Source organism: Glaciihabitans sp. dw_435 (assembly GCF_018449675.1).
Lineage (GTDB): Bacteria > Actinomycetota > Actinomycetes > Actinomycetales > Microbacteriaceae > Glaciihabitans.
Genome location: NZ_JAAVUZ010000003.1, coordinates 225,371 through 238,842, shown reverse-complemented (window position 1 = coordinate 238,842; position 13,472 = coordinate 225,371). Strand labels below are relative to the sequence as shown.

General features: G+C 63.5%; 11 protein-coding genes. 4 read left to right on the top strand and 7 right to left on the bottom strand.

Annotation, left to right across the window (positions count from 1 at the left end):
• Nucleotides 1–23 precede the first annotated feature (23 nt).
• The 6 genes from HB677_RS05995 to sufB form a co-directional block, all read right to left on the bottom strand.
• Entirely contained in the window at nt 24–1,568 is a 1,545-nt protein-coding gene (locus HB677_RS05995) for a cell wall metabolism sensor histidine kinase WalK (RefSeq protein WP_213814767.1), read from the bottom strand.
• Nucleotides 1,569–1,743: 175 nt separating this feature from the next.
• Nucleotides 1,744–2,073 (bottom strand): metal-sulfur cluster assembly factor, encoded by a 330-nt coding sequence (locus tag HB677_RS05990; protein ID WP_213814766.1) that lies wholly within the window; start codon nt 2,071–2,073, stop codon nt 1,744–1,746.
• A 4-nt stretch (nt 2,074–2,077) separates the two neighbouring features.
• Nucleotides 2,078–2,842, bottom strand: coding sequence for a Fe-S cluster assembly ATPase SufC (gene sufC, locus HB677_RS05985; RefSeq protein ID WP_213814765.1), 765 nt, complete (start codon nt 2,840–2,842; stop codon nt 2,078–2,080).
• Nucleotides 2,843–2,887: 45 nt separating this feature from the next.
• Nucleotides 2,888–3,217, bottom strand: coding sequence for a non-heme iron oxygenase ferredoxin subunit (locus tag HB677_RS05980; RefSeq protein WP_213814764.1), 330 nt, complete (start codon nt 3,215–3,217; stop codon nt 2,888–2,890).
• The gene (gene sufD, locus HB677_RS05975; protein ID WP_213814763.1) at nt 3,214–4,422 is read right to left on the bottom strand and encodes a Fe-S cluster assembly protein SufD; all 1,209 of its coding nucleotides are present in this window, start codon (nt 4,420–4,422) and stop codon (nt 3,214–3,216) included. The genes HB677_RS05980 and sufD overlap by 4 nt, the downstream gene beginning before the upstream one ends.
• Nucleotides 4,423–5,841 (bottom strand): Fe-S cluster assembly protein SufB, encoded by a 1,419-nt coding sequence (gene sufB / locus HB677_RS05970; protein WP_213814762.1) that lies wholly within the window; start codon nt 5,839–5,841, stop codon nt 4,423–4,425.
• 228 nt (nt 5,842–6,069) lie between these two features.
• On the opposite strand from sufB, the gene HB677_RS05965 reads away from it, so the two are divergent.
• Nucleotides 6,070–7,074 (top strand): COX15/CtaA family protein, encoded by a 1,005-nt coding sequence (locus HB677_RS05965; RefSeq protein ID WP_307852496.1) that lies wholly within the window; start codon nt 6,070–6,072, stop codon nt 7,072–7,074.
• 342 nt (nt 7,075–7,416) lie between these two features.
• Here the strand turns inward: HB677_RS05965 and HB677_RS05960 are convergent, their stop codons facing one another.
• Entirely contained in the window at nt 7,417–8,340 is a 924-nt protein-coding gene (locus HB677_RS05960) for a heme o synthase (RefSeq protein ID WP_213814761.1), read from the bottom strand.
• A gap of 284 nt (nt 8,341–8,624) precedes the next feature.
• Between HB677_RS05960 and tkt the strand changes: the two genes are divergently transcribed.
• Genes tkt through HB677_RS05945 form a run of 3 tightly spaced genes read left to right on the top strand, consistent with a single transcriptional unit; the run spans nt 8,625 to nt 13,456 of the window.
• Nucleotides 8,625–10,718 carry a transketolase gene (gene tkt, locus HB677_RS05955; RefSeq protein WP_213814760.1) on the top strand — a complete coding sequence of 698 codons (2,094 nt, stop codon included), beginning with the start codon at nt 8,625–8,627 and terminating at the stop codon, nt 10,716–10,718.
• 27 nt (nt 10,719–10,745) lie between these two features.
• A complete protein-coding gene (gene tal, locus HB677_RS05950; protein ID WP_213814759.1) occupies nt 10,746–11,861 on the top strand; it encodes a transaldolase in 1,116 nt (371 codons plus the stop codon).
• Complete coding sequence (locus HB677_RS05945; RefSeq protein ID WP_213814758.1) at nt 11,858–13,456, top strand: glucose-6-phosphate isomerase; 1,599 nt, start codon at nt 11,858–11,860, stop codon at nt 13,454–13,456. Before tal ends, HB677_RS05945 begins: the two co-directional genes overlap by 4 nt.
• Nucleotides 13,457–13,472 lie beyond the last annotated feature (16 nt).

Below are 13,472 nucleotides of genomic sequence, written 5' to 3'. Positions count from 1 at the left end.
GCGTACCTCGAGTGCGCGTCGTATTAGGGAGATTCGGGCAGGCCGGGCAACGTCATAACGAAGGTGCTCCCCACGCCACGCTCGCTCTGAACGGTGAGCTCCCCGCCGTGCTGGCGAACGATGTCCCGGGTGATGCCCATTCCGAGGCCGGTGCCCTGCGTCGATGAAGCGCGTGCCGACTCCGTGCGATAGAACCGGTCGAACAGATGCGACTGTTCTTCGGGCGTCAGGCCCACGCCCGTGTCGGCGACGTTGACGATCACATCATCGACGCCGGAGGACGCCGACACCACGACACGTCCCCCGTCGCGGTTGTACTTGATCGCGTTGCTCAGCAGATTGTCGACGACCTGCCGAATCCGCAGCGGATCCGCACTGGTGATCGTTGTCTCCTCCGCAACGGCGGTCAGCGTGATGCCGCGGTTTGCCGCGACCGGACGCTGGTCGTCCACTGCCTGCCGGACGATGGTGGCAATGTCACAGGTTTCAAATTTCAGAGGCATCCGCTTGTCCGCGTCGCTGGCTGCCGTCAGCAGGTCCGTGACCAGCGACAGCAGACGCTCGGAGTTGCGGTGCGCGATGTCCACCATGCGGTGCGTGTCCGGCTGCAGCTCGTCATCGTCGAGTGCCAGTTCCAGATAGCCAAGGATGGATGTCAGTGGGGTACGCAACTCGTGCGACACCGATGCCACCAGATCATCGCGGGCCTGAATTGCCTCGAGCTCCGCGGTGACATCCCGCAGCACGATGACGCCGCCGTCTGGCTCCCCCGACTGGGTTGTCAGGCTTCGGGATGTCACGGAGAACGCCACCTGGCGGGTTCCGGGCTCCCCCACCCAGATGGTGAGATTCTCGAACGACTGACCGTTCAGCGCCCGGGAGAACGGCCGACTGGACTCGGGAAACGGGGTGATCCGGTCGGACTGGTACGCGGTGGGGTGGACGATCGCCGCGCGGGGTGCTCCAAATTCGACCAGGGAAGCCCGGTGGGCATCGTTGATGAGGGTGACAGAGCCCTGTCGGTTGAAGGCGATGACTCCGAACTCCACGGCATTGAGGATTTCGTCGAGCGAACGTTCCTGGCGTCGCGCGCGGGCGAAGGCGGCTTCGGTCAGCGACGCCTGTTGGCGGAGAAGAACGCGTTGTCCCGTGGTGCGCCGGGACGTTGCGTAGATGGTTGTCGCGATGAAGCTCAGGGTGAGCGGCAGGAGAACGAGGCTGGAGAAATCCGTGATGGCGAGCGTTGAGTCGCTGAAGGCCCAGGTTGTCCAGAGCAGCGCGGTCGCGAGGAGAACTCCGCCAACGGCGCCGCTGAGACGGAAGTTGCGGGACATCCAAATGATCGGAAACACCAGGAAGAGACCAGCACCCAGCTGGGTCTCGCCCTCGCGCACGCCAATGATGGCGAAAATGTCGAGGATGGGCAGAATAATCGCCCAGCGCTTATTCGCTTCCGTCCATGGCACGAGCACGGCAAGACCGGTGACAACGAAGGCGAGGGCAATACCGCCGAAGAATGCGGGGCGCGACAGGGACTCCGGCGTGACGACAAGTGAAAACGCCGCCAACAGCAGCAATGCCGCCGAAGTGAGTAACTGATTTTGCGCGATCGAACGAACTAGCCGATCGCGTTGCCGCGTGACCGGAGCCACTGATCCCCCCGTGTCTGGATCCATGACACGAGGCTAACAGCCTCGGGCACCTTCGCCCGAACGCACCGAATTCTTTGGTGCGGTGCGAGTATTACATGGAGAAGCCGAGAGCTCGCATCATGTCGCGACCATCATCGGTGATCTTCTCGGGACCCCACGGCGGCATCCAGACCCAGTTGATGCGGAACGCCTCAACGATTCCGTCCAGGGACTGCGCGGTCTGTTCCTCGAGCACGTCGGTCAGCGGGCAGCCGGCCGATGTCAGCGTCATGCTGATGACGAGGGCATTGTGCTCTTCGTCCCAGGAGAGGTCGTAGATGAGGCCGAGATCGACGATGTTGACGCCGAGCTCCGGGTCCATAACATCCTTCAGCGCCTCTTCGACCTGATCGAAGAGCGCCGGTGCAAGCGCTGTAGCCATGGGGTTAGCCTACGCTCGTGCCCGTGAGGTAGCGGTCGTAGCCCTCGTTTTCGAGACGATCGGCCAGCTCGGGGCCGCCCTCCTCCGCGACGCGGCCGTCCACGAACACGTGCACGAAGTCGGGGTGGATGTACCGCAGAATGCGCGTGTAGTGGGTGATGAGGAGCACACCGAGACCAGTCTTGGAGTGAGCGCGGTTGACGCCCTCGGACACGATCTTCAGTGCATCCACGTCGAGGCCGGAGTCGGTCTCGTCGAGCACGGCGAACTTCGGCTTGAGCAGCTCGAGCTGAAGGATTTCGTGGCGCTTCTTCTCGCCACCGGAGAATCCCTCGTTGACGTTGCGCTCGGCGAACGCCTTGTCCATGCGCAGGGCGTCCATGGACTCGCGAATTTCCTTGACCCAGCCACGCAGAGCGGGGGCCTCGCCGTCGATGGCGGTCTTGGCCGTGCGAAGGAAGTTGGAGACGGTGACGCCGGGGATTTCGACCGGGTACTGCATGGCGAGGAAGAGGCCGGCGCGGGCGCGGGCATCCACCGTCATGGTCAGGACCTCTTCGCCGTCGAGCTTCACGGAGCCGCTCTCGACGTGATACTTGGGGTGACCGGCAATGGTGTACGCAAGGGTCGACTTGCCGGAGCCATTGGGGCCCATGATCGCGTGGATCGAGCCCTGCTCCAGCGTCAGGTCGACACCCTTGAGGATGTGCTTGGTGCCCTGGTCGGTCTCCACACTGACGTGCAGATCACTGATTTCGAGAGTAGACATTGCGTGTTTCCTTCGGTCGTTGCTAAAAGTAGGGGGCCGCGTGGATCAGACGGCGACGGTGCTGCTCGGGTCGATGTAGACATCGCCATCGATGATGGTGACGACGTAGACCGGAACCGGTTCGTACGCGGGAAGGGTGAGCGGCTTTCCCGTGGTCAGGGAAAACTTGGACCCGTGCGCCCAGCACTCGAGCGTGTCGTCCTCGACGAAACCCTCCGACAGAGAGATGTCACCGTGGGTGCAGGTGTCGCCGAGCGCGTAGATGTCTCCGGCGGAGTCCTTGACCACGGCGATCGCAACGCCGTCGACGACGACCTTGAGTGCCGAGTCAGCCTCCAGTTCGGCGGCCGAACACACCCGGGTGGCCTCGCTCACGCGATTCGTCCGAGTTCGGCCTCGACTGCCTGGAGCAGACGGGTCTCCAGGTCTCCCTTGCCGATCTTCTGAATGACCTCGGTGAGGAATCCAAGAACAACAAGACGACGGGCTTCCTTTTCGGGGATGCCTCGTGCCTGGAGGTAGAACAGGTGCTCGTCGTCAAACCGGCCCGTCGCGCTGGCGTGCCCGGCCCCGGCGATATCTCCGGTCTGGATTTCCAGGTTCGGGATGGAATCTGCGCGCGTGCCCTCGCTGAGCACGAGGTTGCGGTTCTGCTCGTAGCTGTCGGTGCCCGAGGCGGCGGGTCCGATGAGGACATCGCCGACCCAGACGGTGTGAGCGCCGACACCGTTGAGCGCGCCCTTGTAGTTGACGCGGCCCTTGGTGTGAGCGCCCTCGTGGAACATGTAGACGCGCTGCTCGAGGTGCTGGCCGGCGTCGGCGAAGTACACGCCAAACAGTTCGCCATCCGCGCCTTCGCCCGCGAGCGCCACCGACGGGTTGACCCGGACGACCTTGCCGCCGAGAGAGACGACGATGTGCTTGAGGTAGGCGTCACGGCCAACGCGTGCGAACTGGCTCGAGAGGTGAATTCCCTCGTCGTCCCATTCCTGCACACTGATCAGGGTCAGGCGAGCGCCGTCTTCGACGATGACCTCGACGTTTTCGCTGAGCAGGGCGCCGCCGGAGTTCTGCAGCACGATCGTGCCGACACTGTTGGCCTTCGCGACGATCACGGTGTGACCCGCGCGCGCCGTTGAACCAAGACCCGAACGGGAGATCGTGACCTCAGCGGATGACTCGCCGGTCAGCGTGACCGACAGTGCCTTGTCAAATGATGCCCACGCATTGGCGGACGCCTTCTCCTCGGGAGATCCGACGCTGCCGATACGGGAATCAGTGCGGTCGATCCATTCGACGGCCACGCCTTCGCTCTCAGTCGAGAGGTAGGCGTAGGGCGAGCCATCCAGCTCTCCATCGATCAGTGGGCGGATCAGGGCGACGGGGCTGAGCTTCCACTCTGCCTCGAGTCCGGTGACCGCGGCAAAGTCGGCGGGGTTCGTCGACGTGAAGCGCGCGGACCGGGTCTGAACGGGGACGTAACCCTTTTCGTTCGAGTCCCATCCCCCATCGCTGTGGGCCTTGGCGCCGTGCTGATCGGTAGGAGCGGCTGCAGAAACTGCCGGTGTAGCGGTAGTCATTTAGCCGACTGACCCTTCCATGCTCATCTCGATGAGCTTGTTCAATTCGAGTGCGTATTCCATGGGCAGTTCACGGGCGATGGGCTCGATGAATCCACGCACGATCATTGCCATTGCTTCGTCTTCGGGCATGCCACGCGACATCAGGTAGAAGAGCTGCTCTTCACTGACGCGGGACACCGTCGCCTCGTGACCGAGCTGTACGTCATCAACCCGGATGTCGATTGCGGGGTACGTGTCCGACCGGGAAATGGTGTCAACCAGAAGCGCGTCACACCTCACCGTATTGGCGGAGTGGTGTGCCTTTTCGTCGACGCGCACCTCACCGCGGTAACCGGCACGACCACCACCGCGGGCGATGGATTTCGAGACGATTGACGACGTCGTATACGGCGCCATGTGGATCATCTTGGCGCCCGCGTCCTGGTGCTGGCCGGGACCCGCGAAGGCAACGGACAGCGTCTCACCCTTGGCGTGCTCGCCGACGAGGTAGATGGACGGGTACTTCATCGTCACCTTGGAGCCGATGTTGCCATCGATCCACTCCATCGTGGCGCCCTCGTGGGCGATCGCACGCTTGGTGACGAGGTTGTAGACGTTGTTGGACCAGTTCTGAATCGTCGTGTAGCGAACGCGGGCGTTCTTCTTGACGATGATCTCAACGACGGCGGAGTGGAGCGAGTCGCTCTTGTAGATCGGAGCCGTGCAGCCCTCGATGTAGTGAACGTAGGAACCCTCGTCCGCGATGATCAGTGTGCGCTCGAACTGACCCATGTTTTCCGTGTTGATGCGGAAGTAGGCCTGCAGCGGAATCTCGACGTGCACTCCCGGAGGAACGTACACGAACGATCCGCCCGACCACACGGCAGTGTTCAGGGCTGCGAACTTATTGTCGCCGGCCGGGATGACGGTACCGAAGTACTCGTCGAAGAATTCGGGGTGCTCCTTGAGCGCCGTGTCGGTGTCCATGAAGATCACGCCCTGAGCCTCAAGCTCGGCGTTGATCGAGTGGAACACGACCTCGGACTCATACTGCGCGGCCACGCCGGAGACGAGGCGCTTGCGCTCGGCCTCCGGGATGCCCAGCTTTTCGTACGTGTTACGGATGTCTTCCGGGAGGTCTTCCCAGGTCTGCGCCTGCTTTTCGGTAGAGCGCACAAAGTACTTGATGTTGTCGAAGTCGATGCCGGAGAGGTCTGCTCCCCAAGTGGGCATGGGCTTCTTGCGGAAGAGCGACAAACCCTTGAGCCGGTTCTTCAGCATCGAGGCGGGTTCGCTCTTCAGGGCCGAGATGTCGGTGACAACCTGCTCGTTGATCCCGCGTTTCGCGGAGGCTCCGGCAGCGTCCGAGTCGGACCAGCCAAACTCGTACTGTCCGAGGGTGTTGAGCTCGGGGCGATCGATGAGAACGTCAGACATGTATTACCTCTTTCCTACCGCGTACAACCGGAGTGGCTACGGCGGCATTCCCTCACACAACAAGCCGGGGAAGTTTTGGATGTGCCGGGATGCCCAGCTGGTCTGCCTAAACTGAAGCAGAACACCGGCGATTTACCCGCCGTCAACGCTGACTCCCTGGCATGGGGTTGTGTTCGATGAACCTGTTAACAGTACAGGGACTAGGCCCTAATAACAGGAGGATGTGCTGTGAAACGCGCGATCTCGGCGATTTCCGTTCTTTGGTCGAGGTTCTACCTCTGGCTCCCCGATCGAATCGATCGCCGGGTGCGCGTGCTCGCGTGGTTGTCTCTCGTCATTCAGGTCGTTCTCGTCGGCACCGGTGGCGCCGTGCGCCTGACCGGATCCGGGCTCGGGTGCCCCACCTGGCCCCGCTGCACTGCCGACTCCTTCGTCAATACCCAGGAAATGGGCATCCACGGCGTCATCGAGTTCACAAACCGCATGCTGACCTTCGTCCTGGTCATCATCGCCATCGCCGTGTTCGTTGCCATCCTCCGGCTGCGCCGCAGCCGACCGGAGCTGTTCGTGCTCACCCTCCTGCAGGGACTGAGCATTCCGTTCCAGGCCGTCCTCGGGGGCATCACCGTCCTCACGGGCCTGAACCCCTACATCGTGGGCGCTCACTTCATCGTGTCGATTCTGTTGGTCGTCATCACCGCGATGCTGGTGTACCGGGTATACAACGGCCCCCGCGGTACGGTTCGCTCCGCGTCATCCTGGTTCCTGATCGTCACGCACGTGACCTCGTTGCTCGTGGCCATCACCGTCGTGGTCGGCATTCTCACCACCGGTTCCGGCCCCCACGCCGGAGACGCGAAGACGCCGCGCAACGGTCTGGACAGCGAGTTCCTGCAGCACCTGCACAGCTGGCCCGCCTACACCCTGTTTGGCGCGACCATCCTGCTCGTGATTGCCGCCGTGGTCGGTCGCGGATTCTCTTCCCCCGAGGCACTGGGGAAGGTGCGGCGGCACAGTGTGCTGCTGCTGGCCATCGAGATCGTTCAGATCATCGTGGGTATCTCGCAGGCGCGCCTCGGGCTTCCCGAGATTCTGGTGGGCATTCATATGGTGCTTGCCGCGATGCTGGTCGCCGCAATGACGGCTTTTGTGCTCACTCTTCGCTCTCCCGTCGAGCTATCCGTCGCTCCGCCGTCGCGCGGACGTCCCGTCGCTGCGGCCCGCATTCTCTGATCCGCTCAGAGCGGCGCGCCAACGAACGCACTGCGGCGCGGTGGAGCCCCAGGGCTCGGTGTCCCCTGCGCAGATCAGACAGTACGACTTCGGGCGCGCCGCCGGTGAATCCGGCGGACTGACACTCGGTGGCCGGCGGAGTTACGGTTGGAGAAATCGCGGGTGCCCGGGCCGGTTATGGCTGACGGCGGGCTACCCGTCGTCCAGCGGACCCGGGTCCGTTGCGTGGGCGAGACATGACCACCCGCACCGACTCGCTGCAGGACGGCACGAGAAGGAGTGCCCCGCTGTGGAGACCGCCAGCGTCTGGCTGGAGAGCTGCAGCTCCCAAAGGCGACCGCGTTAGAAGGGCAGCAGCGGGTCGATGCCCACCGCGAGGAATACCAGCGTCAGGTAGGTGATGGAGCTGTGGAACACGCGCATCGGCTTTGCGTCGTCGTCATGACGAATCGCCCGGCCGTACAGGCGGTGGGATTCGTAGATGAACCAGGCGCCAGCACCCGCGGCGACCGAGACGTACAGGATCCCCATGTTGGCGACGGGAATGAGCAGGAGCGAGCAGGCAACGGTCGCCCACGCGTACAGGATGACCTGGAGGCCGACGACGGTGCGACCGCGGACGACCGCGAGCATCGGCACAGACGCGTTCTGGTACTCATCGCGGTACTTCATCGAGAGCGGCCAGTAGTGCGGCGGGGTCCAGAGGAAGATCACGGCGAAGAGAATGATCGGTGCCCAGGTGAGGGAGCCGGTGACGGCGGCCCAGCCGATGACGACCGGGAAGCAGCCGGCCAGTCCACCCCAGATGATGTTCTGTTCGGTGCGGCGCTTGAGCCAGATCGTGTAGACGAAGACATAGACGAGGATTGCGAGAAGCGAGAGACCGGCGGCGAGCCAGTTGGTGGTGAATCCGAGCCAGAGAATGGATGCCACGCCGATAACCCAGGCGAAAACCAGGGCTTCCCTGTCCGACAGCGCGCCGGTGACGAGCGGACGGTTCTGGGTGCGCTTCATCAGGCGGTCGATATCGCGGTCGATGTAGCAGTTGAATGCGCTGGCGGAACCGGCGCTCAGCGAGCCGCCGATCAGGGTGGCCAGCACGAGCCACAAACTGGGCAGACCGTTCTGCGCGAGGATCATCACCGGAGCGGTGGTGACCAGAAGCAACTCAAGCACGCGAGGCTTCGTCAGGGCGACGTACGCCTTGGCCTTGCGCGCGATTCGGTTGCCGTCCCACCGGACGGGGGTCTCTACCGCTACGTCCATGGCTCCTCTATCAATACTCATCCCGCGTTAGATACTAGGCGATCCCATGCGAGAGCACGTTCGTCAACCCGTGTTTCGGTAACCAGCAGAAGCGCGTCACAGCTGTTCAGGTTTCTCTATACTTAGAAGTGCTTGCCAGTCGCTGGCCTCACGCACAATCCTCATCTTCTTGGTGGGATTGGGCTGCCCGCGTCCGCGCCGATGACGACCACGGCAGGTATCACCGCTCAGTACCGATGGCGATCACGCCACGTTACGTCGCTTGAAGAAAGGTCATCCACCTCGTGTCAAACCTCCAGTGGGATCCCATTGACGAAAAAGCCGTCGATACCGTTCGTATCTTGGCGGCGGATGCCGTGGAGAAGGTCGGCAACGGTCACCCCGGAACGGCAATGAGCCTTGCCCCCGCCGCATACCTGCTCTTCCAGAAGGTCATGCGTCGTGACCCCAGCGACAACGAGTGGATCGGTCGCGACCGTTTCATCCTGTCCGTTGGACACAGCTCGCTTACCCAGTACATCCAGCTCTACATGGGCGGATACGGCCTCGAGCTCGACGACCTGAAGAAGCTTCGTACGTGGGGCTCCCTCACGCCCGGTCACCCCGAGTACGGACACACCGATGGTGTCGAGATCACCACGGGTCCCCTCGGCCAGGGCCTCGCCTCCGCCGTCGGCTTCGCCTACGCGGCCCGCTTCGAGCGTGGACTGTTCGACCCCGACACCGAAGCCGGCAAGAGCCCCTTCGACCACTTCGTGTACGTCATCGCTGGCGATGGCGACCTGCAGGAGGGTGTCACCAGTGAGGCATCGTCGCTCGCCGGCCACCAGGAACTCGGCAACCTTGTCGTCATTTACGACTCCAACCAGATTTCCATCGAGGATGACACGAACATTGCTTTCACCGAGGATGTCGCAGCCCGTTACGAGGCATACGGCTGGCAGGTCCAGACCGTTGACTGGAAGAAGACCGGCGAGTACATCGAGGACGTCGCCGAGCTGAACGCCGCCATCGAGGCCGCCAAGGGCGAGACCTCGAAGCCCTCGATCATCATCCTCAAGACCATCATCGGATGGCCGTCGCCCAAGAAGCAGAACAGTGGAAAGATCCACGGTTCCGCCCTCGGTGCCGAAGAGCTCGCCGGAGTCAAGGAAGTTCTCGGCTTCGACCCGGAGCAGACCTTCCAGGTCGACCCCGAGGTCATCGAGCACACCCGCAAGGCACTTGACCGCGGAAAGGTCGCTCACGAAGAGTGGCTCGTCGGCTTCAACGCCTGGGCTGACGCCAACCCGGACAAGAAGGAACTTCTCGACCGCGTCCTTACGGGCGAGCTCCCCGCCGGCATCGAGGAGGCGCTTCCCGTCTTCCCCGCCGGCAAAGAGGTCTCGACTCGCGCCGCATCGGGCAAGGTCATCAACGCCCTCGCCGCCGTCGTCCCCGAGTTCTGGGGCGGATCTGCCGACCTGGCAGAGTCCAACCTCACCACGATCGAGGGCGCTGGATCATTCGTCCCCGAGAAGTGGTCGACCCACGAGTGGAAGTCCAGCCCCACGGGCCGCGTTCTTCACTTCGGTATTCGTGAGCACGCGATGGGATCGATCCTCAACGGCATCGTTCTCCACGGAAACACCCGCCCCTTCGGCGGCACGTTCCTGATCTTCAGCGACTACATGCGCCCCGCAGTGCGCCTCGCCGCACTCATGAAGGCGCCCGCCATCTACGTCTGGACCCACGACTCCGTGGCGCTCGGTGAAGACGGCCCCACGCATCAGCCGATCGAGCAGATCGCTACTCTCCGTGCCATCCCGGGACTCGACATGGTGCGCCCCGGCGACGCCAACGAGACCGCATGGGCCTGGAAGACGATCCTCGAGCGTCGCAACGGACCGGCCGGTCTCGCCCTCACCCGCCAGAACATTCCGGTGTTCGAGCGTGGAGAAGACGTTGCCTCCGGCGAGACCTTCGCTGCAGCGAAGTACGTCGCCAAGGGTGCATACGTTCTCGCGGAAGCGCCGAACGGCACGCCTGACGTGATCTTCATCGCGACCGGCTCCGAACTGCAGCTGGCCGTAGAGGCTCGCGAGGTTCTCAAGGGCGAGGGCATCAACGCCCGCGTCGTCTCGGCTCCGAGCCTCGAGTGGTTCGAAGAGCAGAGCGCCGAGTACAAGGAATCGGTACTGCCCGCGGCCATTACTGCCCGCGTGTCGATCGAGGCCGGCATTGCGCTGACCTGGGACCGTTACGTCGGCACCAAGGGCCGCAGCGTTTCGATCGAGCACTTCGGTGCGTCGGCCGACTACAAGACCCTGTTCCGTGAGTTTGGAATCACCACCGAGGCCGCCGTGGCCGCTGCCAAGGATTCGCTGGCCGCCAACTAGGCGCCGGCAGAGGAGAGAAGAAACACAATGAGCACCGAAACCACCCCCACCGCCGAACTTTCCGCGGTCGGCGTCAGCATCTGGCTCGATGACCTTTCCCGTGAGCGCATCAACTCTGGCGGAATCCAGAAGCTGATCGCCGAGCGCAACGTCGTCGGTATCACCACCAACCCGACGATCTTCGCGGCAGCTCTCGCCAAGGGCGAGGCGTATGACGCACAGGTCGCCGAGCTGGCCAAGGCCGGCAAGACCGTGACCGAGGCTGTCTTCGAGATCACGACCGACGACGTTGCTGCAGCCAGCGACATCTTCCGTCCGATCTACGACTCCACCGGCGGATTCGACGGCCGCGTCTCGATCGAGGTCGAGCCCGGCTTTGCCCACGACGCTGCCGCCACGTCGCAGCAGGCACTCGAGCTGTGGGCAAAGGTCAACCGACCGAACGCCATGATTAAGATCCCGGCCACGATCGAGGGTCTCGAAGCCATCACCGCGACGATCGGCGCCGGCATCAGCGTCAACGTCACGCTGATCTTCAGCCTTGAGCGCTACCGTGCAGTGATCAACGCCTACCTCACGGGACTCGAGCAGGCCAAGGCCGCCGGACACGACCTGTCGACGATTCACTCCGTCGCGTCGTTCTTCGTCTCCCGCGTCGACACCGAGATCAACAACCAGCTCGATGCCATCGGCACCGACGAGGCCGTTGCTCTCAAGAGCAAGGCCGGCGTTGCGAACGCGCAGCTTGCGTACGAGGTCTTCGAGCAGGCGTACACCACCGAGCGTGCGGCCGGACTTCTCGCCGCTGGTGCCAACAAGCAGCGTCCGCTGTGGGCTTCGACCGGCGTCAAGGACCCGACGCTTCCCGACACGCTCTACGTCACGCAGCTTGCGGTTGCCGACGTCGTGAACACCATGCCGGAGAAGACCCTCGAGGCGACCTTCGACCACGGAATCATCGAGGGTGACCAGGTCACCGGCAGCTACGCCGCGGCAAACGCCGTGCTGGATGCCGTCGCTGCGCTCGGCATCTCCTACGACGACGTCACCGCGTTGCTTGAGAAGGAGGGCGTCGAGAAGTTCATCGTGTCCTGGAACGAACTCCTTGACACAGTGACGGCGGCGCTCGAGGCAGCTAAGTGACAATAAGGATCGCCGTATCCGGCGCAGCCGCCGAGGCCGTAGAGCGCGTTGTTCCCCAGTTGGTTGCCGACCTTGTCGCCAGCCGTCTGACGGGACTCGACGCGAGTCTGTGGGGCCCCGACGCAGAGGAAGAGTCCGACAAGCGTCTGGGCTGGACCGAATCCGTTGTCATCTCCGAGCCGTTGGTTCCGGACATCCTTGCCCTGCGCGACAAGCTGCGGAGCGAGGGTGTCAACCACATCGTCCTCGGCGGCATGGGCGGTTCCTCGCTGGCACCGGAGGTGATCACCCGTACCTACGGCGTTGAGCTGACGGTCCTGGACTCGACCGATCCCGGGCAGGTTCTGTCCGCGCTCAACGACCGGCTTGCTACTACTGCTGTAGTTATCTCGTCGAAGTCGGGCGGAACGGTCGAGACGGCGAGCCAGAAGCGCACGTACGAGAAGGCTTTCCGCGACATTGGAATCGACCCGCTCGAGCGCATCGTTGTCGTGACCGATCCCGGTTCGCCGCTGGACGTCTCGGCTCGTGCTGACGGCTACCGCGTGTTCAACGCCGATCCCAACGTGGGCGGTCGTTATTCGGCGCTAACCGCGTTCGGCCTCGTGCCGTCCGGCCTCGCCGGTGTCGACATCGCCGGACTGCTGAGCGAGGCCGAGTCGGTCTCGCTTGAGCTCGCCCTCGACACGGTCGAAAACCCCGGACTCGTGCTTGCCGCGGCGATCGCGGGAACGCGACCGTTGAAGGACAAGCTCGGAATCGTCGCTGACGGAACGCACATCGTCGGATTCGCTGACTGGGCAGAACAGCTCATCGCGGAGTCGACGGGAAAGATCGGCAAGGGATTGCTGCCCGTCGTTCTCGGCACCGACGCGCCGGAGCTCGTCGAGAACCTTCCCGACCTGCAGATCGTCCGCCTCGTTGGTGACTTCCACGACACCAAGGTGGTTGCCGAGGGCGAGATTGAGATCACCGGAACCCTGGGCGCGCAGCTTCTCGTGTGGGAGTACGCCACGGCCATCGCCGGTCGCCTGCTCGGCATCAACCCGTTCGACCAGCCAGACGTCGAGTCGGCGAAGGTCGCAACGCGCGCGTTGCTCGATTCACGTCCCGCGCCCGTCGCCCCGGCCTTTGTGCAGGGTGGCATCGAGGTGCGCGGTACCGAAAACGTCGTCGCCGGCGTCACGGACGTTCGTGGCGCAGTCGACGCTTTGCTGGCGTTGCTGCCGGAAGACGGATACCTGTCGGTTCAGGCGTACGTCGACCGACTCGCGTACCCGGAGCTCGAAGAGCTCCGCAACACGCTGGCTGCTCGTGCGGGTCGTCCGGTCACGTTTGGATGGGGACCTCGTTTCCTCCACTCGACCGGTCAATTCCACAAGGGCGGACCCGCGGTGGGAGTGTTCCTGCAGATCACCGCGACCGCCCCCATCGACCTGGAGATCCCTGACAGCCCGTTCACCTTTGGGCAGCTCATTCAGTCACAGGCCGCGGGCGATGCCAGCGTACTTGCTGAGCACGGTCGTCCTGTTCTTACCCTCACCCTGACTGAAACCGCCTCGAGCGCCACCGTGCTCGCTGGCGCGCTGCGCTAGCACGCATAACTAACTT